Raw genomic sequence first — 24,269 nt, forward strand, 5'->3', positions numbered from 1 at the left:
CTTCCGTGGTACCACCCAACTTCGCCGACATCTTGCGATGTACAGCCTCCGCAGGTAAAAACGTGTGCGCACTGCCGTCTTTACCTTCAGCACAATAACGCGTGCCTTGCGATTCTCCCTAATACGCGGGCAAGCCGCTTTTCAGGAGAACAGCTCCGAGGTGAGCTCGTAGAAAAGGGGTAATGGCGCCGGTCTCAGCAAATCCGTACGCTCTCTGAACAAAAGAGCCCTTAACACTTCGTCCTCATCATAGCCGATTGTCTATGGGTTAATTTTTTCTTATTATATCCCTTACCATGACCCGCGTCAATAACTAACATTGAAGGTTCGTTCCCGAAATTCCGTTCTTAACGGGCTTGCGTTTTGTTCACCCAATAAGCCGCCCTCGCGGAACCCCGGTAGAGGTTTTTCTCATACGTTATTGTAGCCACTCCTCCTGCATTTATGCAGGTTATCCTTATATCGGGCGGCAGCCCGCGAAAGGAAGCTGCAGCATGATCCGGTTACGGAACGCCAGAGTCGATGACGCCGTATTGTGTGACCTTATCCGCAAGGAGCTCATTCCGCATTCGCACACCGTCCATTGGAATGACGCCCCGACCATTCGCGAGCTGCCCAAACGGTTTCGCCGGGGCGTCACCTTCGTGGCCGCCGCCGGCAAAACCGCTCCTCCCCTTGGTTTTATTCATCTGATCGCGGCGGGCGAATGGCTATACGTGGATATGCTTGCGGTCCATCCCGCTAACCGCGAACGGGGACTGGGGCGGCAGCTTCTGTCCGCTTGCGAGGCCTACGGACGGGAGCGCGGCTGTACGGCGGCCTTCCTGTTCGTTGACGAGTCCAATCCGGGAGCCCGCCGCTTTTACGAGAGGCTTGGCTACTCGGCGGCCGGCTTTTCGCCTGTGACCCGATGCTATGAAATGGTGAAGCGCCTTGTCTGACCGGGCGTATACCCGTTCGCTTTCATCCCGCCGGACGGTACCCTGTACTCTTAATAGTAGTACCCGCCGCCATAGCCGCCGTAATTTTTGTATCCGTTATATCCGTTTTTATAGTATCCGGGTTTCGGTTTTCCATAACCGCCATAGCCGCCGTATCCGCCGCAGCCTCCTCCGCAGCCGCAGCCGCCGAAGCCCCAGAACGGAAGCGTGCCGATCGCGAGCAAATCAAACAATAATAAAGGGAGGATGAATCCTCTCGTATGAACCGTCTTTCCCCTGTCCTTGCGAAGAGGCTCTAGCACCAGCTTGTCGCCCCGCAGCCCGACGAGCCTTCCGGTAGCGACAGAGTTGTCTCTGCGAACCGCGTAGATATCTTTGCCGACGAGCCTAAGCGCTTGCTCTCTCGTAACATGTTGCATAGAAATCCCTCCTTTTCCCGTTATTCTTTATCGTATTCTTTTCTATCAATATCCGATTGTTTGTTTGTCCCGTTGCCCAAGAAATAAGAGATTACGGTTGAAATAATAGATTTGCGGCACAAGCACGGATAATTTAGGATAAGGAACAAAAAAATAGTTTTACTTGCGGGTTGAAACTTTATTCCGCTTTACGCGTAACTAGATGTATCAGTTCACTATTTTAACCGGGAGGATTAACGATATGTCCATTTTTAAAAGATTGCGCGACCTTACCCTTTCCAACGTGTACGCATTGATCGAAAAAGCCGAGGATCCGGTAAAACTGACCGACCAATATATTCGCGACATGCAAGAGGATCTGGAGGATGCGGAGAAAGCGGTAGCGGCGCAAATCGCCCTGGAGAAAAAATTCAAGCAATTGTACGAAGAGCAAGCCCAGCTTGTTGAAAAACGGACGGAGCAAGCGCATATCGCGGCCCAGGCGCAAAACGTCGATTTGGCGCGCAGAGCGCTTGAAGAGAAAAAAGCGGCCGAAGCGAAAGCGGCCGAATATAAAGCAAGCTACGACCAGAACAAAGCGCTGGCCGACAATCTCCGCGCCAAGCTGGATGAAATGCGCAAGCAGCTGGCCGAAATGAAAAACAAGCGCGAAACGCTTGTCGCCCGTTACAATGCGGCCAAAGCGCAAGAGCAAATCAACAAGTCGATCTCCGGCTTCAATTCGGACGGAGCGGCGGCCGGCCTGAAGCGCATGGAGGAGAAAATGATGCAAATGGAAGCGCGCGCCGAAGCGAGCAACGAGCTTCTGGCATCCAAGGGCAAATCGCTGGACGAAGAGTTCGCGAACCTGAACAAGGATAAAGCGATCGAAGACGAGCTTGCCTCGCTTATGAAGCAATACGAACAGAAATAAAGCGATGCCTGTCCAACTTCCCGCCGGCGAGCAGAGATCTGCCGATCTTGCGCCGGCGGTTTTTGCGATTGGGGGCTCGCAAAACTGAGCGTATGCTTCCGATGCGAGTTTTGCTCGACGTATAATCCAAGTAGCAAGGCTCGCAAAACTTTTAGGAGGATTCATCAATGGATTGGATAGCCATACTGCGCATTCCCGTATGGACGGCGCTGGGCGCGGTTCTGCTGCTGGCGCTTATGCTGCTCGACTCCCTCACGACCAAATACCGGGACTTTCAAGAAATTCGGGAAGGCAATACGGCGGTCACCGCGCGGTTCGTCTTGAAGCTGATCGCCCAAGCGTATATTCTGGGGCAGTCCATCGCCAAGTCCGGCGACCTGTGGGAAGCGCTCGTTATTTCCGTTGTTTCTTTTGTCGTTCTGTTTATTGTCGAGTGGCTGTTCCGGATCGGACTGGCGGCGGCGGGAGGCATTAAGCTGGAGGAAGGCATTCACGAAGGCAAAGTCAATTACGCCTTGTTCGCCGGCTCGCTCCATCTGGCGGGAGCGCTTATTATCGGGGCCGTATAAACCGGCCGAGAGCTGAAGAAGGAGATCGTACCGATGAGTTTATTCAAACGAATTAAAAATATAATCGCGAAGCCCGAGCCCCTCCGGCCAGAAAAAAGCGTCCTGTCGCTGACGGCCGGAGACGTTTGCGAAGTATCCCTTGTCACTTTCCAAGTTACCGGCCGAACGCAAAACAGAAGCCGCAACGCGGTCCTTCTGACGCTGCAGGACGGCACGGACGTGAGATACCTCGCGATCGAGGAACGCGAGCGTACCGTGTACGAGCTGTTCGAATCGATCGACGGCCGATTGGATACGTTCAACGAAGTGCCGACAACGTTGGAGCTTGACGGACGGATGTACCATCTGGAAGAGCAATATTCCGGATTTATTTTGTGCACGGGCCGCACTCCGTTCAAGCAAGGCGGGGAACAGCACGTCTGGGAATTCAAGTCCGACGACATGAAGCTGCTCCGGATCGAATGGCAAGACGGCCGATTCATGTTATATGCCGGCGAAGAGGTGCTCCCCGCCGACGTTCGGGTGCTGCGCGGGACGTAAGCTTTAAGGAGAGTCCCGCAGGAGGTGACGAACATGAACAAATGGTGGCTCCACGGCGTTAAAATTATTGTCGTTCTCAGCTTTATCGTGCCTTTGCTCGTTGCTTGCGGCGTTTCGAGCTCCGTCAAAGAGCAGTATCCGCTGGAAGCCGTCAACGGCTCGGGCAGCCAGACATCGTACGTATACCGGGCGGCCGGCGAGACGGTGCCCGAGGTGGCCGCCCGGCTGGCCGCGCAAAGACAGCCCGAACAGCAGTCCCCGGCAAGCAGCGAGCGGATGTTTCTCGTTTACCCGGACGAGATCGTTCACGTCCAGCAAGCGCCGGACAATCCGGACGATACGCTGATCGAAATCGATTCGAAGGAATACGTGCAGCAAAATTACAGCATGTCGTTCCTAGAAGGCTACCTGCTCGCTTCCCTTCTCGACGAACTGTTCGATTACGGCAAATACGGCAAAGGCAGCTACCGCGGATATTCGACGCAGGATGTTTATAAACCGCAGCAGACCTACCGGACGCCGACGGAAGCGGACAAGAAAACGGCGCCGCCCGTAACCGTCGACAGAACCGGGATGATCTTCAAGCGTTCCAAAACGGCCGATTCATCCGCCGCAACCGGGTCAAGCGGAGGTAGCGGAACGGGCCGGTCCTCTTCGACGATCGGCAAAATCATTACGAAGGACAGTCCATCTTCGAGCAGCGGCGATGGCGGCAAATCCGGCAGCCTGTTCAAGAAAAAAAGCTACTCCGCCCCGAAGGTCAAGGCCGGCCGGGGCAAAATAACAAGACGACGGTAAATGATCGCACCGTCGTCTTTTATTTTGCGTGGGGAGCTGCGCCAAACCGCTCCCTCGATATGCCCGGCTCTGGACGTCCCGGGCACAAATAAAAGAGGTTGTCCGGCATGTTAACCGGACAACCTCTCAAAACGCCTTAGGCGTTTACTTTTTCTTTCGCTACGCCGGCCAGCGAGTTGAACGCGTTGATGTCGTTCACGGCCAGGTCAGCCAGCATTTTGCGGTTTACTTCGATGCCGGCCAGCTTCAGGCCATGCATGAATTTGCTGTACGACAGGCCGTTTTGGCGAGCTGCCGCGTTGATACGAACGATCCACAGCTTGCGGAAGTCGCGTTTTACTTGGCGACGGTCGCGGTATGCGTACAACAGCGATTTGTTGACTTGCTCTTTCGCTGTTTTAAACAGACGGTGTTTCGAACCGAAATAACCTTTTGCCAGCTTCAAAATTCTTTTGCGACGACGAGTGCGGACAAAACCGCCTTTAACTCTTGCCATGAGTAGAAACCTCCTGTAATTTTACTTAGTCGTTCAATGCTATTATTTCAGGTTGGAAAGGCCTTGTTTCAAACGGCTTACGTCACCAGGAGCCATCAGCGGCTGACCTGCAAGAACGCGTTTTTGACGGCCGGATTTATGGGAAAGCAGGTGGTTTTTGTACGCTTTGTAGCGTTTTACTTTACCCGTACCAGTAATTTTGAAACGGTCTTTCAGACTGCTGTGTGTTTTCATCTTAGGCATGTCATTTATCCTCCTTAAGGGTTTTAGTTGCTCTTCGGTGCCAGAATCATAATCATCGAGCGTCCTTCAAGCTTCGGAGCCCGCTCTACGACGCACAGATCGGCAACTTCTTGGGAAAGGCGCTCCAGCACGCGCTGGCCGATCGCCGCATGGGCGATTTCGCGGCCGCGGAAGCGGACGGAAGCTTTCACTTTATCGCCTTCGCCAAGGAACTTCACGACGTTGCGATATTTCGTTTGATAGTCGTGCTCGTCAATGTTGGCGCGGAACCAAACTTCCTTGACGTCAACGACCTTTTGATTTTTGCGCGCTTCCTTCTCTTTCTTCTGCTGCTCGTAACGGAATTTTCCATAGTCCATTATCCGACATACGGGCGGTTTGGCCGCAGGAGCGACGTTTACGAGATCCAAATTCAGGTCGATTGCCATTTGAAGAGCTTCGCGAAGCGGTTTGATGCCGATTTGCTCGCCGTCCGCTCCGACCAGGCGCACCTCTCTTGCCCGAATTTCATCGTTGATTTGATGTTCTCTGCTAATTGTTTGCCACCTCCATTTGAAATGCCTGACCTTACTACCGAAAATAAAAAAGATGCGAATCGTTAGACCCGCATCTCATAACCGTACATAAGCGCCGTCATTGCGTTGCCGCAATTCGAACGGATTCGATTATTGTCGCATAACCAGCCGGCAGATCCGGGAGGTGAGAAGCGGGCGCTTCTTCTTGCAGCGTAAGTTGTCATTTGCATTACTCAGTGAATATATCATATTCCAAATTGCCGTGTCAACAGCCTTTTACTTAAAGCTGCTTGCTTTGGACATCCTCCAGACGCAGGACGCGCGTATGCTGGGTATGGCTCCATTGCTTGTTGTTTTGCGTAAAGAAAGCATGGACGGTAACCGGCCACCACGACAGAAGGAATATCGGAAACGTAATCAGCCTTACGTATTGTTTCCACTCCACGCGTTCCAGGAACATCGCCAGCGGAGTTTGCAGCAGCACGTACAGCATGTACGGAACGGAAAGCCATACCGGAAGCAGGCCGTAAACCGACGTCAAATGCGGCTCGCCCGGCAAAATCATGTCACCGTAATAGATGACCGCGATAAAAAAGCCGAACAGAAAATTATAGCCGTTAAAAATATAAAGTGCGGCATCGATTTTCACCATGCTGCGCTCTTTGATGCCCTGCCACAGTACCGGAAGCAGATATTTGCGCGTAACGTCGAAGTGCCCCTGCATCCAGCGAAGGCGCTGCCTTGCCGACGCGCGGAACGTAATCGGCTTCTCGTCGAACACTTTGGCGTCGAAGTTGAATTTCGGGTAAATGCCGCGCTGAATGCAGCGCACCGTAAATTCCAAATCCTCGACCAAGCTGGTAGCGCCCCAGCCCATCTCTTGGAGCAGCTTCGCGTCAAAGCACATGCCCGTCCCGCCAAGGAAGTTGGAAAGCCCCAGGTTGAATCTCGGAAGCTGCCACAGGCGGTTGCAGAACCAGTAGTTGATCGCGTTCGCGGAGCTGACCCACGAGTCGTTCGGGTTTTTCGTGTCCAGGTAACCTTGCACGACTTTGACGCCGTTGCACAGGTCGTTGTTCATGTAATCCAGGAAGTCCGTCGCGACCAGATTGTCCGCGTCGAAAATAACGACCGCGTCGTAGCTTCGCGGCATTTTCCACAGTTCCTTGAGCATCCACTCGACGGCGTAGCCTTTGCCCCGCTGGTTCAGGTTATGCCGTTCGCACGCGAATACGCCCTCGTAGCTGCGCACGATGTCAACGGTACGGTCCGTACAGTTGTCGCAAATAACGAAAATGTCATACAGCTCCCGCGGATATTTCATCTTCAGCAAGTTTTCGATCAACGCGCCGATAACCTGTTCTTCGTTATGCGCCGCGACCAACACGGCAAACGATTTTTGAGGCGCGTGCGTAATGACCTCTTTTTTGCGCCGCCAGCCGAAAAATGACAGCACGAGCTGGTACACGCCAAGCAGTGCAAATGCGATTTGCAAAGCAAGCATGATGGTGTTAAACATTGGTATTGCCCCCTTAAGACCCCTTTTTTTGATTAGCAGCCGATTCTTATGCCAAGCATCGTCCGGCTTTTTCTTTTTCTCTTTTTTTTGGAATCCCCGGCGATTCACCCCTAAATGCGCCGAGACATTAACTGATTCTGCATGCAAACTTTAACTTTGTCAAAATGGAATTACAGGCCGTCTTCCCTTAATCAAGCCGGAAAAGACCGTCCTTGCCCAACGAATATGCGCATTCCCTCCTTTTCCAACGTCTCGTTTCCATTTTCATTCGTTTCCAAGCTTTTTAGCCCTATTGTCCTTTACTCTACGACAAAACTTCCCAAAATGTTTCTTAAAAAATTCTTAATTTGCAATATGTCCGGATGAGGAATATTCGGATCCGGACAATTCGATACAGCTTTCAAACAGCTGGTCGAAGATCGCTTCCCACGTTTGGCGCCTGCTGTAATTAAGTCCCGCCGCCGCCAGCCTTCGGCGCAGCGGCAAATCCCGATACGCAAGCTCGAGCGCGTCCGCAAACGATTCGTCGCTGCCCGCTTCGCACATCAGGCCGGTATGGCCGTGGACGACAATATCGGTTACGCCGCCCTGATCGGCGCAGAGGACGGGCGTTCCGCAAGCCATCGACTCCAATACGACATTTCCGAACGTTTCGGTTGAGGAGGGAAAAAGAAACAGATCCGCCGCGGCGTACCACCGCTGCATATCGTCCGGCTGTACAAGACCGGCGAAATAAGCGGCAATCCCCTCCTGCTCCGCAAGCTCCTTCATGGTCGATGCCGTCGGGCCGTCTCCGGCGAGAACAAGCGCCGTTCGGCTCGGGCAGCGCCGCTGAAACAGGCTGAAAGCCTTAATCGCCACGTCCACCTGCTTCTCTGGGGCCATTCTTCCCGCGTACAGCACGACGAATGTATCCGGGTCCAGCCCGTGCCGCTGCAGCCATGCTTCTCTCTGAACGCGGGGATGATACCGGGACGGATCGATCCCTCTGCGCCATATGGACAGCCGCTTCTCGTCCCAGCCCCGGGCGACGAGTTCTTCTTTGACCGGCCGCGTCGGAACGAGAATCCGGCTGCAATCATGGTGAAACCATTCCAAATACCTCCATAGTAGCTTTTCCATCCATTGCAAATTGTAAAACGGTAAATAACGGTCAAAATTCGTGTGGTACGAAGCAATTAACGGAAGATTAAACTTTTTGGCGGCGTAAAGGCCGCATAATCCGATATTAAACGGGGTCGCGACATGGATAAGCGTAGGCTTAAAAGATTGTATCGCCTTTTTCACGAACAGCGGATTGGGCAAAGCCAAGCGGCATTCGGGATACATAAAGAAGGGCAAGCTTGCGAAACGGGTAACGGAGTGGGGGCCTTGCGCGGTACGATCGTCAGGCTCGGCGGAAGGAGCAAAGACTTTGCAAGCGACGCCGCGGTTTTCGAGATACGAAACCCATCTCTTCAGCGTCCGGGCGACGCCGTTAACCTCCGGCTCGTACGTATCGGTAAAAAGCGCTATCCTCATGCTTTTCCCTCCTATTCGACCGCTTCCGGAAGCCGGGTGCCGCAACTGGCCGGAGACGTCCGAGAGCGGCGATCTAATGTGCTGCTCCCGACAGTTTAAGGCGGGTTTGTTAGCAAGGGATAAAAGACGAATGTAGAAATTGTTAACGGCATTTTTTCTCTTTTTTAACATCCGGAGAACAAAGACGTGTTAATATCGAGGTATAGGGAGTACATGAAGGAGGAATCCGGGTGGAAAAAATGATCGGTTGGCTGCGGACGCAAGAGCTGCAATTGCTCCAATGGGCAAATCGCAGGCCGGTTAACGGCGGTTCGGGCTTGCTGGGCAAATGGCTCAGTACGGTAACCCATATGGGCGGAGCCACCTTCACCCTCGTTACTGCGCTGCTCGCCGCTTTGCTCGCTCCCTCGCCGTGGAACGTAACCGGCTGGAAATGTCTCACGGCCGTTATTATCAGCCATATTCCGGTCGCTATCGTCAAGTGGAAATTCAAGCGGCTCCGGCCTTATCAGGCACTGCCCGACGTTCACACCGGGAGAAAGCTGCTGAAGGATTCTTCGTTTCCTTCGGGCCATACGACCGCGATATTCGCTTGGCTCGTTCCGATCGTACTGATGAACGTTTGGCTGCTGCTCGTTCTTCCGATCGCGATTATCGTAGCGGGTTCGGTAGGCTGGTCGCGCATGTATCTGGGACTGCATTACCCGTCAGACGTTGCCGCCGGTGCCCTGATCGGCACACTCACGGCGATCGCCGTCGAATTCAGCTGGGTTCCGTCAATATAAAACCTGAGCTTCTTGCACCGTCCACCGGACGGCAAGAAGCTCAGGTTTTATCTCATTTTCCGCATAAAAACGGCCGATTCGTCCGAATCGGTCTATTCGTCCGCCGCAACCTCCGTATCCGTATCCGTGTCGGCTTCCGCTTCGGCCGTTCGGGCTGCGGCCCGCTTCTTCTCGTCCCGGTAGCGGGCAAGCGCGGCGGCGCCGATGACGGCTTCGCAGCGGTAAATATTTTGCCCCTTCTCTACAAATTTCGATTCGTATTCCGTAAATACCAAATCCTCGCGTGGTCCGTCCTTATGCAAATTCAGCGAAATGTTCCGAAGCTGCAGCTCGGTTTCGGCAAAGCTGTTCAACGAAAACTCGAATAAAGACTGCGAATCGGTCTTAAAATGAATTTCTCCGTTTTCGTTAAGCAGCTCGATATATTTCTGCAGGAAGCGAGGATGCGTCAGCCTTCTTCTCGCATGCTTGCTCTTCGGCCACGGATCGCTGAAATTCAGAAAAATCCGTTCGATTTCGCCCGGCGCGAACATTTTCTCGATATGCTCGATGTTGGCTCTCAACAAGGCCAAATTCGGCGGAGACTCGACGCCTTTTTCGCTCCAAACGTTCCTCGCTTTTTCGCTCGCGCGGCGGATCAGCTCGTCGTACATATCGACGCCGATGAAATTAATATCCGGATTGCGAGCGCTCATTTCGCTAATAAAACGGCCTTTGCCCATACCGAGCTCCACATAAATAGGGCGGTCGTTTCCAAAAAACTCGCTCCACTTTCCGCGAAGCGGCTCGGCATCGAGCACGACCAGCTCGGGCTGCCGCTCCAAACTTTCTCTAATCCCTTTTCTTCCCCTTAAACGCATTGCGGTTGATCCTCCAATATGATCGTTTCATGTTTGCAAACTAGTCCTTATTGTGCCCAAGTTTCTTGCCGTTGTAAAGACTTGTCGCACCATTCCGTCCGCGCCAGGCGATCGCGATGCAATTTCTTCGGATAACGGGCGTTTAGCGATCGTTTGAGCCCGCTATTGGCGCCGGATTCGGTCAAAACTCCCCTTTTTTCGCTTTATAGGCTGTATCCCCTTTGTTCAGCTCCCCCTATTTTATCGTTCTCTAGACGTTCGACATCATGCCGTATCCGTTTCAAGCAGATCATTTCCGTCCGAGCAACATTGTTCGGATTATATCTATAAATTGAAGTGGCCCGACGGTTTCCGCTGCCCCCGTTGCGGCCATCATCAAGCCTACTCGATCGATACGAGACAACAGCCTTTTGCACTCTCTAGCGGTTCAAATGAGGCAACAATGTTGTTCCCATAAGGACATGCAGCTCCCACTATCGGCCCCATAGTTCTTCTAAATCTAAAGCGTATCGCGAGCAAATAAAAAAGAGACTGCTTAGCGACTAAGCGGTCTCCTTATGTGTAAAAGCGTTTTCCAAATAGATCGGTCGGGTACGACGGTTCGTGCGTTCGAACGGATGGCCGATTTAAACGAGATGCCGATCAAACGAGATGTTGATATGGAATCGGCGCTTCTTCCTTCGAATCGATCGAATATTTGACTTCTATGGCTTCTTGGAGCTTCTTGCGAGCGGAGATTTCAACCGGGTGGTCGTTATGGAACCGGATGCCTGCCAGCGCCATCATTTCTTTAACCGTAAGTTCAAGCGTGACCGTCTCGTCTCCGTGCGGGATTTTTACAGCTGTTGCGCTCATCTTAATCACCTCATCGATTTTTTATAAAGCATTTCCAGTTAATCGACGTTTTATGACGGTAAGTGCAAATAAGCCATGTCAGATTTTTTTATTGATTTGTCGCACTTTTAATTTAACACATCATGTAAGGTTTTTCAAGCCCAAAATTAAATTAGGCCTTGGAAATTTCCAGCGCTGCGATGCGGGAAAGCGCTTCCCTTAACAGAAAGACGGAATGGCATTTCCGCTCGCTTTTCGTTAGAATAGACAGTGCACGATTGATGATTTTTTTTACTTACGGGTCGGAAATAAAAAGGAGATCGTTATGAGCGGAATATCCGTTTCGGCCGAAGAGCCGAAGCTGTGGAACGATAAACGGTTTCATACCTGGAACTGCGAGATGAGAGAGCAATTCGGCGAAAAGGTGTTCAAAGTGACGCTGGACGCCGGTTTTACTTGCCCGAACCGGGATAATACGATTGCAAAAGGCGGATGCACCTTTTGCAGCGCGCGGGGCTCGGGCGATTTTGCCGGAAGCCGGCGGGACGATCTCGTCACGCAGTTCAACAAAATCCGCGACCGCCAGCATTTGAAATGGCCGGAAGCCAAATATATCGGCTATTTTCAAGCGTATACGAACACATACGCCCCGGTCGAAACGCTGCGCGAGTATTATGAAGTCATTTTGGAGCAGCCCGGCGTTGTCGGCTTGTCCATTGCGACCAGACCGGACTGTCTGCCCGACGATGTGGTGGATTATTTGGCCGAGCTGAACGAGCGCACTTATTTATGGGTGGAGATGGGGCTGCAGACGGTGCACGAGTCCACTTCCCTGCTCATTAACCGCGCCCACGATACGGCTTGTTATCTCGATGCAGTCCGCAGACTGCGGGAGAGGGGCATTCGGGTGTGCGCGCACATTATTTACGGTCTGCCTCAGGAAACCCATGAGATGATGCTTGAAACCGGACGCGCCGTAGCGAAAATGGGCGTGCAGGGCATTAAAATCCACCTGCTTCACCTCATGCGCAAAACGCCCATGGTCCGCCGATACGAAGCCGGACTTCTCCGTTTTTTGGAACGGGACGAATACATCAAGCTTGTCGTCGACACCCTTGAGCTCCTCCCTCCGGAGATGATTGTCCACCGGCTGACCGGAGACGCCCCGCGCGATCTGCTCATCGGCCCGTTGTGGAGCATGAATAAGTGGGACGTATTAAACGGAATCGACAAAGAGCTTAAAGGCCGCGGCACTTGGCAAGGCAAGCTCTGGACAAAGGAGTAGCTATGGGTTTCTTGTCTGTTATCAGCATGGCGCATAAATGGATCGCCGAGCGGACGTCCCCCGGCGATACGGTTATCGACGCGACCGCCGGAGGAGGCGTCGACACGTACGAGCTGTCGAGAATCGTCGGAGCCCGGGGAACGGTCTATGCGTTCGACATTCAGCAGGCCGCTTTGGATCGAACCGAAAACCGTCTTGCCGAACTGGCCGCCATGCCATCCTTGCATCTGGTCCTCCGGAGCCACGCCGAAATGCTGGAGGCGGTTGATCCGGCTCATATCGGCAAGGTGGCGGCGGTTATGTTCAATCTCGGCTATTTGCCGGGCGGGGACCAGTCGGTCATTACCCGGCCGGACAGCACGTTGTCCGCGCTTCGGTCGGCTCTTGAACTGCTCCGCCCCGGCGGCATCATCACCTGCGTGTTGTATCCCGGCCATGCCGGGGGTGAGCGCGAGGCGGCGGAAGTCGAGGCGTGGGCTGCCCGCCTTCCCGTACAGACCGGACAAGCGGTGTTGTATCGCCAGCTGCAGCGTCCCGCCGCCCCCTATTTGATAGGAATCGTTAAGAAATAACGGGTGAGAGTTTAGAAATCTTATATTAAGATGAAAGTACTAGAATTACAAATGAAAAGGAGAGTTGTTCACATGGCAGTAAAAAAAATTGAGCATCTGGGCATCCACGTTTCGAATCTCGAAAAATCCATAACCTTTTATACCGAAATACTTGGGCTAAAGCACCTAAAGACGATGCTCCACACAAATGGTATAATCAGGCTGGCGTTTCTTGCCTTTCCGGATGCGGAGCAAACGGTCATCGAGCTGATCGAAGGCTATAATGGGCCCGTCACCGCGGAAGGCAAAGTGCATCATGCCGCATTTACCGTGGACAATCTGGATACCGAGCTTGAGAGAATAAAGTCTCTTAACGTTCAGCTGCTAGACACCGAAATTACGACTTTGCCCGACGGCTCCCGCTATTTCTTCTTTTGCGGACCCGACGGCGAAATCCTGGAACTGTTTGAACCGGGCGTATAGTATTGTCTTTCGGTAAGCATGATGTTCATTTCCGATTTGTAGAGAAATCACTCATGTGGGGAGAGATCGAAAATGGATGTAAAGCCTTATCCGCTTCAATTTAAGCCGGAAATGAAAGAGCGTGTATGGGGAGGACGTGCGCTGGAACGGTTCGGCCTTGAACTGCCTGCGGGCGCGATCGGCGAAGGCTGGATGATCGGCGATCACCCGAACGGCACGACCAAGGTCGTCAACGGCGAGCTGGCCGGTGTCGGACTCGACGCCATTCGGGAACGGTACGGGAGAGAATGGTTCGGCAGCCGCGGCTTTTCCGAGAAAAACGGCCGTTTTCCGCTGCTGATCAAACTGCTCGACTGCAATGACGATTTATCCATACAGGTGCATCCTACGGATGATTACGAAGGGCTTCCCGCAGGCGAGCTTGGCAAAACCGAAATGTGGTACATACTGGACGCCAAGCCCGGCGCTAAAATTATATACGGCTTGAAAGACAACGTTGACCGGCAAACGATGGAAACCGCCATCGCCGAAGGGCGGATCATGGACACGCTGCAGGAAGTGCCCGTGAAAGCCGGCGACGCCTTCTATATCCCGGCGGGAACGGTACATGCGTTATGCGCAGGCGTCGTCGTGGCGGAAATTCAACAAAATTCCGATACGACTTACCGCTTGTTCGACTATAACCGCCCGGGTCTCGACGGGAAGCTTCGGGAGCTGCATATCGAAGATTCCCTTAATGTCATCGCGTACGACGGTGCCGGAGCGGTTCACCTCACCTCGACGGAAACGCCGGCGGGACAATGGCTGACGATCGCCTCCTCCCCTTATTTTGTCGTGGAGAAAGGCGTCGTCGACGCTCCTTGGCGGCTTGGCACAAGCCGGGAAAGCTTCTCCATCCTTATCATTGCCGAAGGCGAAGGCTCCTTGCAATGGGCCGATGGGGAAAAACCGGTGAAAGCCGGGGAATGCTATTTGCTCCCTGCAACGTTAGGCGAATATGGATTAGACGGAAAAATGACCGTGCTTAGAAGCGTTGTTCCCGCTTAATCCCTAACATCGTAACGGAAGCCGCCCGGCATGTCTTGATCGCGCTCGACATGGCCAAGCCGCGTCCCGAGACTGATCTGACATAAACAAGCCCCTTTCCTCAACATAAGGAAAGGGGCCTCTTTTGCCTCATCGAAGCTAACGATCAGCTAACTTCCGCCGCCTCCCGCTTAAGCTTCAGCGTAAAGGTGCGCGGAGCCGGCTTATTGGACGTCCCATGCTCGAGAGCGTACAACGTGATCAGCAGCGTATCCGCGCCTTTGTCGATCCGGCCGCTTTCAAGATAAGCGGCCAGATCAAACGGCAGCCGCTCGATGACGGCATGCTTCGCCAAATCTTTATCGCTCAGGCCGTAGGCGGCGAATTGGTCCGACACCTGCCGCGGATGCTCGGCAAGCCGCTTCATCCACATGCTCCACGTCTTTTTGTCCATGTCGGATTCCCACCATATTTTGCGCGGCTTGTAGTTGTGGTTTCGGAAATAGTCCAGCTTCATAAGGCCAAGGACAACGTCAAGATCCAGACGGCCTTCCGACTGCTCCGCTCCCCGATCCTGCAAATACGACCGCAAGCGAGCGTACAAATCCTCCAATTGATGCCCGATCTTCTGCCAGCCATGCTCTTCCCAATAATCGCCGAACGATTGGAAAAAATCAAAAGGCGAAGAAAAAACATGATCGACCAAATATAAAATCGTATGGTCCATCCTGTGGGCGTTCCAGTATTTCTCCAGCACGTCTTCGACGCGCTTAATCCGGACAATGTCCGCAAACGGCATCAAATCGTTGCCCAGCATTTCGTAAGGCGCGCGGTCCATATAGACATAGCCGTATTTCTCCGCATCGAGGCGCAGTCCGGTTCCGCGCAGCATTTTCAGAAAGCCGAGCTGCAGCTCTTCGGGACGAAGCGCAAACACGTCGTTAAACGTTTTGCGGAACGTATCGTAATCTTCGTGCGGCAGCCCGGCGATCAAGTCGAGATGCTGGTCGATTTTGCCGGACTCCTTCACCTTCGTTACCGTACGGACCAGCTTCGTCCAGTTTTGCCGCCGCTGCACGGCCAGATTGGTAATGTCGTTCGTCGATTGGACGCCGATCTCGAACCGGAATATGCCGGCCGGCGCATGCTCCGCCAAATAATCCAGCACCTCCGGCCGCATGATGTCCGCCGTAATTTCAAACTGAAAAACGCAGCCGTTATGGTTTTCGATCAGAAACTTGAACATTTCCAGAGCGTAATCCCGCTTGATGTTAAACGTACGGTCAACGAATTTGATCAGCTTGGCGCCTTTTTCGATTAAATACAAAATATCCGCCTTCGTCCGCTCGATGTCGAAATAACGGACGCCAACCTCGATGCTGGATAAGCAAAACTGGCAGCTGAACGGACAGCCGCGGCTCGTCTCGAAATAAACGACCCGGTTAGCCAAGCTCGGAATATCCTCTTCGAACCGGTGCGGCGAAGGCAGTGTGCTTAAATCGAGCTTGGGCCTGCCGGGATTGACGACGATCTGCTCCTTGCCGTCCTTCGACTTGCGGTACGCAACGCCGAACACCAAATGATATTTCCCCGCTCCTTCGATTTCTTTCAGCAAATGGTTAAAGGTCTCTTCCCCTTCTCCCATCACGATGAAATCGACCTCGGGAATCCGCTCCATCCAATGCTCCGTATCGTAGCTTACCTCCGGCCCGCCCAGCACGATCCGGACTTCCGGCATAATTTTGCGGAGCATATTGATTACCGTAATCGTCTCTTCGATATTCCAGATATAGCAGGAGAACCCGACCACGTCCGGCTTCCGCGCGAACAGGTCGGAGACGATGTTCATGGCCGGATCCTTGATCGTATACTCCGCGATATCGATATCGAACTCGTGCGCGCTGTATGCTTTCAGGCAACGAAGCGCAAGAGACGTATGAATATATTTGGCGTTTAAAGTCGCAAGCACAACCTTCATCGTGGTAACCTCTCATTATTCTATAGATAGCTTTCATTGTATCGAACTTCGGCGAGAAAAGAAACGGTCCGCTCCGCAGCTCCAGGCTGCGTCCAAGCGGACCGTTGCGGAAGGAATGTATGGAAGAAGGAAAAAGTGCTATTTCATCTGGATCAACAGCTGATCCTTTAATTGCATATCGATCACCGGATAACGCACTCGCCATTTGCCGTCGCCGGCTTTCGTCACGGCGCTGTCGTCGAAGCCGCGGGGCTCAAAACCAAACGTGCGGTCGAAATAAATCAGCACTTGAACCGTTTCGTCCGGCAGCAGCTTGTGTAGCTCGTAACCGAGCGAGACGGCCCATAAACGGAGATCCTCCTTGACCGAGTCGCTGTAATACGAGTAGAATACCGGATCGATATTCGCCGTAAACACCAGCCAGCCGCTTGAATCGCGTTCGACCGCCCAATCGCTGAAGGAAATCGTTCCTTCGTTCGTGTCCAGGGAACCGTAACGTTCCTTCATAAGCTTCTGGATCGTCTCCATGGAAGCGTCTTTCAGTGTGTCCGGCAATGCGCTAGGCAGCATGGCAACGTTGGCCGCCGGCGTCTCCGGCAGCTCCTGCATCAGAAACGCCGCATACTCCGCGGATACCGCAAAATTAAGCTGCGCAGCCGATTCGATACCTGAGGTCGTAATGCCGATCAGCTGACCGTATTCGTTAAACAACGCCCCGCCGGAGCTTCCGTGATCGATCGGCGCGTTCGTCTGAATATAACGGACAAAACCTTCGTTGGTGATGTTGCTGATCAACCCTTCGCTAATCGTGTTTTGAACGCCCAGCGGGCTTCCGATCGCGTATACTTTGCCGCCCTTCTCCGCCCGGAAGCTTGTCGTAACCTCGACCGGCGGCAAACCGTAGTCGGAGAGCGACTCTTCCGTCTGGATGATCGCAAGGTCGGCATCTTCATCGTAAGCGGCTACGCCTTGAACGTTCACCGTATCGCCGTACAAGGTGTCGACGGTCGCCGTTTCCGCTTCATCGATGACATGGTAGTTCGTCAGAATGTAGCGGTCGCCGACTACGACTCCGCTGCCGCCTCCGGAGCCCGAAAGATAAGTCGTATTAATGGTCACGACGCTGGCATCGTAAAGCTCGGCGATTCTCTCGGCCGTCAGCTTCTCGAGCGATTGCTCGGCCTGCTCCTGTTCCAGAAGCCACTCCTCGTATTCCTCGTTCCATTGCTGCTCCGAAGATTTAATCCGAACCGTCTGCGCCGCATTGTCCCATAGTACTTCGGCTTCCAGCGCTTCGGCGACAAAACGGGCCGGAACGAACGTCGTTCCGTTCTTCTGGACGGGCGCCGCGTCGAGCTTGACGCTTTGCCCGTTCACCACGGCCGTCTTGACGCCGACCGTAAGCGTAAGCGTCGTATCGTAGCTCGTCCCGATAATCGTCTTCGATTTCGGCTCCCACGTCAGCGAGGCGCCAAGCGCCTCGAAGATCGGACGCATAGGCACGAAAGCAATGCCGTTCTCCGAATAAGCCGAAGGCGATAAGGCGAGTTTGCTGCCGTCCACCTCTACCTTGATACTCGTTGCCGCAAAATTGCGATGTACTGCCGCCTCGGCCGTGCCGGTCCATCCTTGTACGGGAGCCAGCAGCAAAGCTGCAGCCGTCAACGGAGCAACCAACACGCCGGCCAATTTCATTTTCTTCATTCGTATCCTCCAAAAATTAACTAGATAGGAACATTTACGTTATCGTATCATCCGTTCTAGCGATTTGTCTATGAAAACTTGCGTTTTCATAGGCCAAACGCCGGACTCGAATAAGCCGCGCGGACCACTTATAAAACGTTAACGGCGCCGGTTTAAAAATTTGTTAGAATCGACGAAAAACACTACCAAACTGCCATACAAGTATGGTAGTATGAAAGCGATAACATTCGGAGTTGTATGCAAGTGCCGGAAATTAGAGCCAAGGAGGTGATCGATCCGTTGGATTATATCCGCAAGCCGCAGCCGGGCGCAGCGCGCCATGCCGTCTACCAAACGCTCAAACAACAAATTTTGAGCCTGAAGCTTCCTCCCGGGTCGCCGCTCTCCGAGAAGGATATTTCGCTCCGGTTCAACGTAAGCCGAACGCCGGTGCGCGAAAGCTTCGTCCAGCTTTCCCAGGAAGGGCTGCTCGACATTTATCCGCAGCGCGGCACGTTCGTCTCGCTCATCGATACCGGTCTCGTGGAGGAAGCGCGGTTCATGCGCGAACAGCTGGAGAGGGCCGTCATTCGCCTCGCTTGCGAGAGCTTCCCCCCTTCCCGCCTTGCGGAGCTGAAAGCCAACCTGCTGCTGCAGAAAGCCGGAATGGAGGAGCAAAATCACGACCGCATGTTCGAGCTCGACGAGGCGTTCCACCAAACGATCTTCGAAGGCTGCGGCAAAAGCAACACCTGGTCCGTGCTGGGCCATATCAACGTGCATCTGAACCGAAGCCGGATGCTTCGGCTGGCGGCCGACCACCGGTGGGAGCACTTGTACTCGCAGCATGAACGGATGGTGGCCGCAATCGAAGAGCATGACGCCGAAACGGCGGATCGGCTCATGAAGGAGCATATGAGCTTGACGATCCATGATCAGGAGCTGCTGAAGGAGAAGTACCCCGACTATTTTAAACTATAGGCGTTTGGAGGGATTTCACGCATGAAAATGGTATTCCGCTGGTTCGGAGAAGGCAACGATACCGTCTCGCTGGACCAAATCAGGCAAATTCCGGGCGTCGAAGGCATCGTATGGTCGCTGCACGACGTGCCTGCCGGGGACGAATGGCCGATGGACAAAATCATGGAGGTCAAAGCGCAGGCGGACAAAGCGGGCCTTCATCTGAAAGTCGTCGAAAGCGTAAACGTCCACGAGGACATCAAGCTCGGGCTGCCGAGCCGGGATCTGTACATCGACAACTACAAAAAAACGATCGCTAAGCTGGCCCAGGTCGGCGTTAAAGTAATCTGCTACAACTTCATGCCGGTGTTCGACTGGCTCCGCACCGACCTGCATAAAGAGCTGGAAGACGGCTCGACGGCGCTTTTCTATGAAAAAGGCCGGATAGACAACATCGACCCTTACGAGCTCGTGAAGCAAATCAACGAAAACTCCAGCTTGACGATGCCCGGCTGGGAACCGGAACGGCTGCAGCATCTGACCAAGCTGTTCGACGCATACCAAGGCGTTACCGAAGAGCATCTGTGGGAAAATCTCGCCTACTTCCTGAAAGAGATCGTCCCCGTCGCGGCGGAGCACGACATTAAAATAGCCATTCATCCGGACGATCCGCCGTGGCCGATCTTTGGCCTGCCGCGCATTATTACAAGCCGGGACAACATCCGCAAAATGCTCGCGATCGTCGAGAGCCCGTACAACGGCGTGACGCTGTGCAGCGGCTCGCTCGGGGCGAATCCGAACAACGATATCGTGGCGATGATCCACGAATTCAAGGACCGGATTCCGTTCGCCCACATCCGCAACGTGCGCGTTTACGACAACGGCGACTTCATCGAGACGTCGCACCGCACGCAGGACGGCAGCGTCGACATTACCGGCATCGTGCAGGCTTACCATGACACAGGGTTTGAAGGGTTCGCCCGTCCCGACCACGGCCGGCATCTGTGGGGCGAGAAGTGCAGGCCGGGATACGGACTGTACGACCGGGCGCTTGGCATTATGTACTTATGGGGATTATGGGACGCATTCAGCCGTCAGGCGGAACGGAAGGAGGCGCGCGCATGAGCTTATCGTTGCCGTTGCATGAATCTTTGAAGGGCAAGGTCGCCGTCATTACCGGCGGCTCCGGCGTGCTGTGCGGCGCCATGGCGATCGAGCTCGGCAGACAAGGCGCCCGTGTCGCCGTATTAAACCGAACCGCCGAACGCGGCGCCGACGTGGCGGAGGCGATTAAAGCGCAAGGCGGCGAAGCCGCGGCGATCGCCTGCGACGTGACGAACGAGGAGAGCGTCCGGGAAGCCGCCGAAGAAGTGCTGCGGCAGCTTGGACCGTGCGACATTCTGATCAACGGCGCGGGCGGCAACCATCCGAGCGCGATCACGACGAACGAAACGTTCCGCCCGGAGGATGTGGACGATCCGAACGTCGTCTCGTTCTTCGATCTGAAAATCGAAGGGTTCCGCAGCGTATTCGACTTGAACATGGTCGGTACTTTAATCCCGACCCAAGTGTTCGCGAAACAAATGGTCGGCCGCAGCGGCACGACGATCATTAACATCTCGTCCATGAGCGCGCCGTCGCCGATGACGAAGGTGCCCGCCTACAGCGCGGCCAAAGCGGCCATCGTCAACTTTACGCAATGGATGGCGGTCCATATGGCCGACGCCGGCATCCGCGTCAACGCGATCGCGCCGGGCTTCTTCCTGACGAAGCAGAACGAAAGGCTGCTTACGAACGAGGACGGATCGCTGACCGAACGCTCCCGCAAAATTATCGCCCATACGCCGATGCGCCGCTTCGGCAAGCCCGACGATCTGCTCGGCACGCTGCTGTGGCTCGCGGACGAGAACATGTCCGGCTTCGTCACCGGCACGACCGTGCCGGTCGACGGCGGCTTCATGGCCTACTCCGGCGTTTAACGGCAAAAGCAAAAATCCCGTTCCGCATCGCCCGCGGAACGGGATTTTTCATAACAAAAACCGCAAAGAAACGCTAATAACGGCTCCCGCCTCAAACAACGAGTCCAAGCCAACCGTTATCGCAAGTCGGCCATATCGATCGGCGGCACAAGCCCTTCGCGGGCGGCCCGTCCGAGGAGCGCCTCGACGGCGGCATAGCCGTCCTCGCCAAGCTCCCTCGTAAATTCGTTGACATACAGGTCGATATGGGCCTGCGCCACATCCGGCGACATCTCCTGCGCGTGCTTAAGCACGTAATCGCGGGAAGCTTCCGGGTTCGCCCACGCGTATTCCACCGATCGGCGAATCCAATCCTCCAGGCTGCTTCTGTCCAGCGAGCGCCGGGCGATAATGGCGCCGAGCGGTATCGGCAAGCCCGTATCGCTTTCCCACCAGCTTCCCATATCCGCCATCAGCTCCAGGCCGTAAGACGGATACGTAAACCGCGCTTCGTGAATGACAAGCCCGGCGTCCAGCCGGCCGTCGCGTACGGCCGGCATGATCTCGTGGAACGGCATGACGACGATTTCGCCCGGACCGCCCGGAATGTTCTGCGCCGCCCAGAGCCGGAACAGCAAATAAGCGGTCGAGCGCTCGCTCGGCACCGCGATCCGTTTGCCGGCCAGGGAAGCCGGGTCCCCGGCGCCCTCGATCCCGCTCCGCGTCAATACAAGCGGACCGCAGCCTCTGCCAAGCGCTCCGCCGCAAGGAATAAGCGCATAATCTTTCAGCACCCAAGGAAGCGCCGCGTAAGATATTTTGAGCACTTCCGGACCTTGAAGCTCCGCCGCCCAATGGTTCGTAACGTCAATGTCCGCAAACGTCACTTCGAACGGCGGCGCTCCTTCGATAAGGCCGTGGGCCAGCGCATGAAATACAAACGTATCGTTCGGACAAGGTGAATAAGCAATCTTCATGTTTACAATACCTCCGTTAAAATCCCGCAAGCCCGCTCCAACGAAGCAAGGGCGTCCTTGATGCGCCAAGCCGACTTGTCGCGCGGCCCGACCGCGTTGGAGACGGCGCGCACCTCCAGCACGGGCAGCGCCAGCTGCCTGGCGGCCACGGCCACGCCGTAGCCCTCCATGCCCTCCGCCGCCGCGCCGGGCACCCGTTCGGCTAAGCGCCGGGCGCTCTCCGCCGTACCGGTAGCCGTCGCGACCGTCAATACCGGACCGGCCTTCGCCTGCATGCCCGCGGCCTGCATAGCGGCCGCCGTCCGCAAGGCAAGCTGCCCGTCGACCGGCACCCGGCTTGAGCCGAAACCAAGCTCGTCGAGCGTCAGCATGCCGTCCGCCGTTTCCGATCCGAGATCGGCCGCCACGATTTCCGTCGCGACGACGATGTCGCCGATGCCCGCTTGTCCGGCGAAGCCGCCGGCGATGCCGGCGCTTACGACGAGGCCGTATTTGCCCTCGGCCAGCGCAAACGCCGTGCTGGCGGCCGCCGCGGCCATGCCTACGCCGGCTAGCCGCACGTCGAAGCGCATATCGCCGCGCAAGCCGCGCCATACCGCCTCCCGCTCCGCCTCGACGGATACCATGATCAATATGTTGTCTTTCATTAGGCTTCCGCTCCTCTCGACTTATTTAGAGTACTCCTATTGAAGCGCCTCTGTAAAGCCGGGAAGCGAACCGCCGTTGTCAACCGCAATGTTCCAGAGGGAGCCGGCGCTGTCCATAAGCGTGCACGGGGGGACGGATGATTGCAAATGCGAAGATCGGGAATCAAGGAAGTAGACGCGACAAGCTTATCGAATTGTCATGTATTTGCCATAAAAGGGAACTTTCCCCCTCCGACCGCGTAGTAAAATGGGAAAAAGATAAGCGAAATCGCCGGCTTGGCAGCAAGAAGAAGGCGTTTCGCGGGCAAATCACCATTTGAAAGGGGAAAATGACATTGCAAGCAATTCGGCGCATCTTTGCTCCAGCTTTTACCGCTCTGGCCCTCATCGCCGTTTTCTCTTTCGCTGCCGGATGCACGAATCGACCGGAGCCGCCGGCCGCTGCCGAAACGGCAACGGGAGACGTTCAGGAATCTTCCGTTCCCGGCGACGGGGAGGCACAGACTCCGGCATCGGAGGACGACGCGGCAACGCTTCCCGAAGGATGGGGCGCGGCGCAGGCGCTGCCGACGACCATCCAGCAGTTCATTGAATATCCCGTCGGCCGGTTCAGCGGGGTGGAAGAAATCGAGGACAACCCCGAAGCGGCGGCGTTTTTTGCGGACCTCCCCGTTCTTCCCGAAACGGCCGGCAAAGAAGAAACCGAGCAATATTTCACCTACATATACAGCCTGCTGAAGCCGGATTATCCGGATCCGCGCGACATTAAGGCCGATTACGGCCAGTCGCAGCTTCCGGGCGGCTCGGACGCCGTACCGGCCGAGCTTCAAAAGGAAACGTACAACGTCGAGATCGTTCTCGACTCAAGCGGCAGCATGGCGAATACGATGGACGGCAAAACGCGGATGGAGCTGGCCAAAGAAGCGATTGCCGACTTCCTGTCCTCATTGCCCGAGGAGGCGAACGTCGGGCTTCGCGTCTACGGTCACAAAGGCACCGGCTCGAACAAGGACAAAAAATTGTCCTGCGAAGCGAACGAACTGGTATATGAGGTTCAGCCTTACGATCAATCCGGATTGGAAGAAGCGATGGACGCTTTCGAACCGGCGGGATGGACCCCGCTAAGCAAGGCGATTGAGCTGGCCCATCAGGATTTGGCCGCGTTCGGCGGCGGCGAGAACAACCGCAATATCCTTTACATCGTGAGCGACGGGATCGAGACATGCGGCGGCGATCCGGTGCAAGCGGCCGAACAGCTGAAACAGTCCGACGTCAAGCCGGTCGTGAACATCATCGGCTTCGACCTGGACGATCAAGGCCAGCAGCAGCTGAAAGCGGTCGCCGAAGCGGCCGGCGGTACGTACGCCGACGTCAAAAGCCAAGACGAATTGAAAAAACAGTTCGAGCAAAGCAGCGAAGACGCCGAAAAATGGCTGGAATGGTACCTTTCGAGCCGGGAGCAAGCCCTCGAAACGAGGGGCGACCATTTCGACCAGATTATTGAATGGCGAGACGTCTACACCGATAAAATGTACGCTTGCCACGGCGGTTTGCTCGATTCTATCAATTATCTTACGGAGCACGACAAAATCAACGGCGATCAGAGAAACATCATGTTGGATGCGTATGGCGTTCTAAGAGATATTGAACTCGACGAATACGGGAAAATGAGCGACCAACTGTTCGAATTGCAAGATTTGCAGTTTGAAGAGGCTTACGAGCGTATCGATCAAATGTTTGAACCCAAGCAGCCTTAAGCTTTAACCGG

General features: G+C 54.8%; 27 protein-coding genes. 15 read left to right on the forward strand and 12 right to left on the reverse strand.

Annotation, left to right across the window (positions count from 1 at the left end; all coding sequences use genetic code 11):
* The first annotated feature begins 494 nt into the window (after positions 1 to 494).
* A complete protein-coding gene (locus ACFSW5_RS10930) occupies positions 495 to 941 on the forward strand; it encodes a GNAT family N-acetyltransferase (protein WP_379272649.1) in 447 nt (148 codons plus the stop codon).
* 50 nt (positions 942 to 991) lie between these two features.
* Here ACFSW5_RS10930 and ACFSW5_RS10935 read toward each other — a convergent pair whose 3' ends face one another.
* Positions 992 to 1,360, reverse strand: coding sequence for a hypothetical protein (locus ACFSW5_RS10935; protein WP_379272651.1), 369 nt, complete (start codon positions 1,358 to 1,360; stop codon positions 992 to 994).
* 241 nt (positions 1,361 to 1,601) lie between these two features.
* Here ACFSW5_RS10935 and ACFSW5_RS10940 point away from each other — a divergent pair, with 241 nt between their 5' ends.
* From ACFSW5_RS10940 to ACFSW5_RS10955, 4 genes are all read left to right on the forward strand, one after another.
* Positions 1,602 to 2,273 (forward strand): PspA/IM30 family protein, encoded by a 672-nt coding sequence (locus ACFSW5_RS10940; protein ID WP_379272653.1) that lies wholly within the window; start codon positions 1,602 to 1,604, stop codon positions 2,271 to 2,273.
* A 167-nt stretch (positions 2,274 to 2,440) separates the two neighbouring features.
* Positions 2,441 to 2,842 carry a DUF350 domain-containing protein gene (locus ACFSW5_RS10945; protein ID WP_379272655.1) on the forward strand — a complete coding sequence of 134 codons (402 nt, stop codon included), beginning with the start codon at positions 2,441 to 2,443 and terminating at the stop codon, positions 2,840 to 2,842.
* Between the two features lie 33 nt (positions 2,843 to 2,875).
* Positions 2,876 to 3,382, forward strand: coding sequence for a DUF4178 domain-containing protein (locus tag ACFSW5_RS10950; protein WP_379272658.1), 507 nt, complete (start codon positions 2,876 to 2,878; stop codon positions 3,380 to 3,382).
* Positions 3,383 to 3,415: 33 nt separating this feature from the next.
* Positions 3,416 to 4,180 carry a DUF4247 domain-containing protein gene (locus ACFSW5_RS10955; RefSeq protein WP_379272660.1) on the forward strand — a complete coding sequence of 255 codons (765 nt, stop codon included), beginning with the start codon at positions 3,416 to 3,418 and terminating at the stop codon, positions 4,178 to 4,180.
* Between the two features lie 136 nt (positions 4,181 to 4,316).
* Here the strand turns inward: ACFSW5_RS10955 and rplT are convergent, their stop codons facing one another.
* From rplT to ACFSW5_RS10980, 5 genes are all read right to left on the reverse strand, one after another.
* Positions 4,317 to 4,676: a 50S ribosomal protein L20 gene (gene rplT / locus ACFSW5_RS10960; protein WP_379272662.1), complete on the reverse strand. Its 360-nt coding sequence runs from the start codon at positions 4,674 to 4,676 to the stop codon at positions 4,317 to 4,319.
* Positions 4,677 to 4,718: 42 nt separating this feature from the next.
* Positions 4,719 to 4,919, reverse strand: coding sequence for a 50S ribosomal protein L35 (gene rpmI / locus ACFSW5_RS10965; RefSeq protein ID WP_379272664.1), 201 nt, complete (start codon positions 4,917 to 4,919; stop codon positions 4,719 to 4,721).
* Positions 4,920 to 4,942: 23 nt separating this feature from the next.
* The gene (infC, locus tag ACFSW5_RS10970) at positions 4,943 to 5,455 is read right to left on the reverse strand and encodes a translation initiation factor IF-3 (RefSeq protein ID WP_379272875.1); all 513 of its coding nucleotides are present in this window, start codon (positions 5,453 to 5,455) and stop codon (positions 4,943 to 4,945) included.
* A 259-nt stretch (positions 5,456 to 5,714) separates the two neighbouring features.
* The gene (locus tag ACFSW5_RS10975) at positions 5,715 to 6,953 is read right to left on the reverse strand and encodes a glycosyltransferase family 2 protein (protein WP_379272666.1); all 1,239 of its coding nucleotides are present in this window, start codon (positions 6,951 to 6,953) and stop codon (positions 5,715 to 5,717) included.
* 342 nt (positions 6,954 to 7,295) lie between these two features.
* Entirely contained in the window at positions 7,296 to 8,474 is a 1,179-nt protein-coding gene (locus ACFSW5_RS10980) for a glycosyltransferase family 4 protein (RefSeq protein WP_379272668.1), read from the reverse strand.
* A gap of 230 nt (positions 8,475 to 8,704) precedes the next feature.
* Between ACFSW5_RS10980 and ACFSW5_RS10985 the strand changes: the two genes are divergently transcribed.
* Complete coding sequence (locus ACFSW5_RS10985) at positions 8,705 to 9,259, forward strand: phosphatase PAP2 family protein (RefSeq protein WP_379272670.1); 555 nt, start codon at positions 8,705 to 8,707, stop codon at positions 9,257 to 9,259.
* A gap of 92 nt (positions 9,260 to 9,351) precedes the next feature.
* Here the strand turns inward: ACFSW5_RS10985 and trmB are convergent, their stop codons facing one another.
* A complete protein-coding gene (gene trmB, locus ACFSW5_RS10990) occupies positions 9,352 to 10,119 on the reverse strand; it encodes a tRNA (guanosine(46)-N7)-methyltransferase TrmB (RefSeq protein WP_379272672.1) in 768 nt (255 codons plus the stop codon).
* Positions 10,120 to 10,333: 214 nt separating this feature from the next.
* Between trmB and ACFSW5_RS10995 the strand changes: the two genes are divergently transcribed.
* Positions 10,334 to 10,576 carry a transposase gene (locus ACFSW5_RS10995; RefSeq protein ID WP_379272877.1) on the forward strand — a complete coding sequence of 81 codons (243 nt, stop codon included), beginning with the start codon at positions 10,334 to 10,336 and terminating at the stop codon, positions 10,574 to 10,576.
* A gap of 185 nt (positions 10,577 to 10,761) precedes the next feature.
* Here the strand turns inward: ACFSW5_RS10995 and ACFSW5_RS11000 are convergent, their stop codons facing one another.
* Complete coding sequence (locus ACFSW5_RS11000) at positions 10,762 to 10,974, reverse strand: hypothetical protein (RefSeq protein WP_379272674.1); 213 nt, start codon at positions 10,972 to 10,974, stop codon at positions 10,762 to 10,764.
* A gap of 304 nt (positions 10,975 to 11,278) precedes the next feature.
* Here ACFSW5_RS11000 and ACFSW5_RS11005 point away from each other — a divergent pair, with 304 nt between their 5' ends.
* From ACFSW5_RS11005 to ACFSW5_RS11020, 4 genes are all read left to right on the forward strand, one after another.
* On the forward strand, positions 11,279 to 12,238 hold the full coding sequence (locus ACFSW5_RS11005) for a TIGR01212 family radical SAM protein (protein WP_379272677.1): 960 nt from the start codon (positions 11,279 to 11,281) through the stop codon (positions 12,236 to 12,238).
* 2 nt (positions 12,239 to 12,240) lie between these two features.
* On the forward strand, positions 12,241 to 12,810 hold the full coding sequence (locus ACFSW5_RS11010; RefSeq protein WP_379272679.1) for a class I SAM-dependent methyltransferase: 570 nt from the start codon (positions 12,241 to 12,243) through the stop codon (positions 12,808 to 12,810).
* A 72-nt stretch (positions 12,811 to 12,882) separates the two neighbouring features.
* A complete protein-coding gene (locus tag ACFSW5_RS11015; RefSeq protein WP_379272681.1) occupies positions 12,883 to 13,272 on the forward strand; it encodes a VOC family protein in 390 nt (129 codons plus the stop codon).
* Between the two features lie 72 nt (positions 13,273 to 13,344).
* Entirely contained in the window at positions 13,345 to 14,319 is a 975-nt protein-coding gene (locus ACFSW5_RS11020) for a type I phosphomannose isomerase catalytic subunit (protein ID WP_379272683.1), read from the forward strand.
* A gap of 145 nt (positions 14,320 to 14,464) precedes the next feature.
* On the opposite strand, the gene ACFSW5_RS11025 is transcribed toward ACFSW5_RS11020, so the two are convergent.
* Positions 14,465 to 16,276, reverse strand: a complete 1,812-nt coding sequence (locus ACFSW5_RS11025; RefSeq protein ID WP_379272687.1) for a B12-binding domain-containing radical SAM protein — start codon at positions 16,274 to 16,276, stop codon at positions 14,465 to 14,467.
* A 138-nt stretch (positions 16,277 to 16,414) separates the two neighbouring features.
* Positions 16,415 to 17,980 (reverse strand): stalk domain-containing protein, encoded by a 1,566-nt coding sequence (locus ACFSW5_RS11030; RefSeq protein ID WP_379272690.1) that lies wholly within the window; start codon positions 17,978 to 17,980, stop codon positions 16,415 to 16,417.
* 252 nt (positions 17,981 to 18,232) lie between these two features.
* Here ACFSW5_RS11030 and ACFSW5_RS11035 point away from each other — a divergent pair, with 252 nt between their 5' ends.
* The 3 genes from ACFSW5_RS11035 to ACFSW5_RS11045 are packed head-to-tail and all read left to right on the forward strand — an operon-like array spanning position 18,233 to position 20,898.
* The gene (locus ACFSW5_RS11035) at positions 18,233 to 18,940 is read left to right on the forward strand and encodes a GntR family transcriptional regulator (protein WP_379272880.1); all 708 of its coding nucleotides are present in this window, start codon (positions 18,233 to 18,235) and stop codon (positions 18,938 to 18,940) included.
* Between the two features lie 21 nt (positions 18,941 to 18,961).
* Positions 18,962 to 20,044: a mannonate dehydratase gene (gene uxuA / locus ACFSW5_RS11040; protein ID WP_379272692.1), complete on the forward strand. Its 1,083-nt coding sequence runs from the start codon at positions 18,962 to 18,964 to the stop codon at positions 20,042 to 20,044.
* A complete protein-coding gene (locus ACFSW5_RS11045) occupies positions 20,041 to 20,898 on the forward strand; it encodes an SDR family oxidoreductase (protein WP_379272694.1) in 858 nt (285 codons plus the stop codon). The genes uxuA and ACFSW5_RS11045 overlap by 4 nt, the downstream gene beginning before the upstream one ends.
* A gap of 116 nt (positions 20,899 to 21,014) precedes the next feature.
* On the opposite strand, the gene ACFSW5_RS11050 is transcribed toward ACFSW5_RS11045, so the two are convergent.
* Both ACFSW5_RS11050 and ACFSW5_RS11055 read right to left on the reverse strand, forming a co-directional pair.
* Positions 21,015 to 21,854 (reverse strand): 1,4-dihydroxy-6-naphthoate synthase, encoded by an 840-nt coding sequence (locus ACFSW5_RS11050; protein WP_379272696.1) that lies wholly within the window; start codon positions 21,852 to 21,854, stop codon positions 21,015 to 21,017.
* Positions 21,855 to 21,856: 2 nt separating this feature from the next.
* Positions 21,857 to 22,501: a futalosine hydrolase gene (locus tag ACFSW5_RS11055; RefSeq protein ID WP_379272698.1), complete on the reverse strand. Its 645-nt coding sequence runs from the start codon at positions 22,499 to 22,501 to the stop codon at positions 21,857 to 21,859.
* A 335-nt stretch (positions 22,502 to 22,836) separates the two neighbouring features.
* Between ACFSW5_RS11055 and ACFSW5_RS11060 the strand changes: the two genes are divergently transcribed.
* On the forward strand, positions 22,837 to 24,258 hold the full coding sequence (locus tag ACFSW5_RS11060) for a vWA domain-containing protein (protein WP_379272700.1): 1,422 nt from the start codon (positions 22,837 to 22,839) through the stop codon (positions 24,256 to 24,258).
* The last annotated feature ends 11 nt before the right edge of the window (positions 24,259 to 24,269 follow it).

The organism is Paenibacillus thailandensis (genome assembly GCF_042685365.1).
GTDB classification, from domain to species: domain Bacteria; phylum Bacillota; class Bacilli; order Paenibacillales; family Paenibacillaceae; genus Paenibacillus_AP; species Paenibacillus_AP thailandensis.

Excerpts from the sequence above, each read along its gene's own strand:
- ACFSW5_RS10930 (WP_379272649.1), top strand. The coding sequence starts at position 495 with ATGATCCGGTTACGGAACGCCAGAGTCGATGACGCCGTATTGTGTGAC.
- ACFSW5_RS10935 (WP_379272651.1), bottom strand. The coding sequence starts at position 1,360 with ATGCAACATGTTACGAGAGAGCAAGCGCTTAGGCTCGTCGGCAAAGAT.
- ACFSW5_RS10940 (WP_379272653.1), top strand. The coding sequence starts at position 1,602 with ATGTCCATTTTTAAAAGATTGCGCGACCTTACCCTTTCCAACGTGTAC.
- ACFSW5_RS10945 (WP_379272655.1), top strand. The coding sequence starts at position 2,441 with ATGGATTGGATAGCCATACTGCGCATTCCCGTATGGACGGCGCTGGGC.
- ACFSW5_RS10950 (WP_379272658.1), top strand. The coding sequence starts at position 2,876 with ATGAGTTTATTCAAACGAATTAAAAATATAATCGCGAAGCCCGAGCCC.
- ACFSW5_RS10955 (WP_379272660.1), top strand. The coding sequence starts at position 3,416 with ATGAACAAATGGTGGCTCCACGGCGTTAAAATTATTGTCGTTCTCAGC.
- rplT (WP_379272662.1), bottom strand. The coding sequence starts at position 4,676 with ATGGCAAGAGTTAAAGGCGGTTTTGTCCGCACTCGTCGTCGCAAAAGA.
- rpmI (WP_379272664.1), bottom strand. The coding sequence starts at position 4,919 with ATGCCTAAGATGAAAACACACAGCAGTCTGAAAGACCGTTTCAAAATT.
- ACFSW5_RS10975 (WP_379272666.1), bottom strand. The coding sequence starts at position 6,953 with ATGTTTAACACCATCATGCTTGCTTTGCAAATCGCATTTGCACTGCTT.
- ACFSW5_RS10980 (WP_379272668.1), bottom strand. The coding sequence starts at position 8,474 with ATGAGGATAGCGCTTTTTACCGATACGTACGAGCCGGAGGTTAACGGC.
- trmB (WP_379272672.1), bottom strand. The coding sequence starts at position 10,119 with ATGCGTTTAAGGGGAAGAAAAGGGATTAGAGAAAGTTTGGAGCGGCAG.
- ACFSW5_RS11000 (WP_379272674.1), bottom strand. The coding sequence starts at position 10,974 with ATGAGCGCAACAGCTGTAAAAATCCCGCACGGAGACGAGACGGTCACG.
- ACFSW5_RS11005 (WP_379272677.1), top strand. The coding sequence starts at position 11,279 with ATGAGCGGAATATCCGTTTCGGCCGAAGAGCCGAAGCTGTGGAACGAT.
- ACFSW5_RS11010 (WP_379272679.1), top strand. The coding sequence starts at position 12,241 with ATGGGTTTCTTGTCTGTTATCAGCATGGCGCATAAATGGATCGCCGAG.
- ACFSW5_RS11015 (WP_379272681.1), top strand. The coding sequence starts at position 12,883 with ATGGCAGTAAAAAAAATTGAGCATCTGGGCATCCACGTTTCGAATCTC.
- ACFSW5_RS11020 (WP_379272683.1), top strand. The coding sequence starts at position 13,345 with ATGGATGTAAAGCCTTATCCGCTTCAATTTAAGCCGGAAATGAAAGAG.
- ACFSW5_RS11025 (WP_379272687.1), bottom strand. The coding sequence starts at position 16,276 with ATGAAGGTTGTGCTTGCGACTTTAAACGCCAAATATATTCATACGTCT.
- ACFSW5_RS11030 (WP_379272690.1), bottom strand. The coding sequence starts at position 17,980 with ATGAAGAAAATGAAATTGGCCGGCGTGTTGGTTGCTCCGTTGACGGCT.
- uxuA (WP_379272692.1), top strand. The coding sequence starts at position 18,962 with ATGAAAATGGTATTCCGCTGGTTCGGAGAAGGCAACGATACCGTCTCG.
- ACFSW5_RS11045 (WP_379272694.1), top strand. The coding sequence starts at position 20,041 with ATGAGCTTATCGTTGCCGTTGCATGAATCTTTGAAGGGCAAGGTCGCC.
- ACFSW5_RS11050 (WP_379272696.1), bottom strand. The coding sequence starts at position 21,854 with ATGAAGATTGCTTATTCACCTTGTCCGAACGATACGTTTGTATTTCAT.
- ACFSW5_RS11055 (WP_379272698.1), bottom strand. The coding sequence starts at position 22,501 with ATGAAAGACAACATATTGATCATGGTATCCGTCGAGGCGGAGCGGGAG.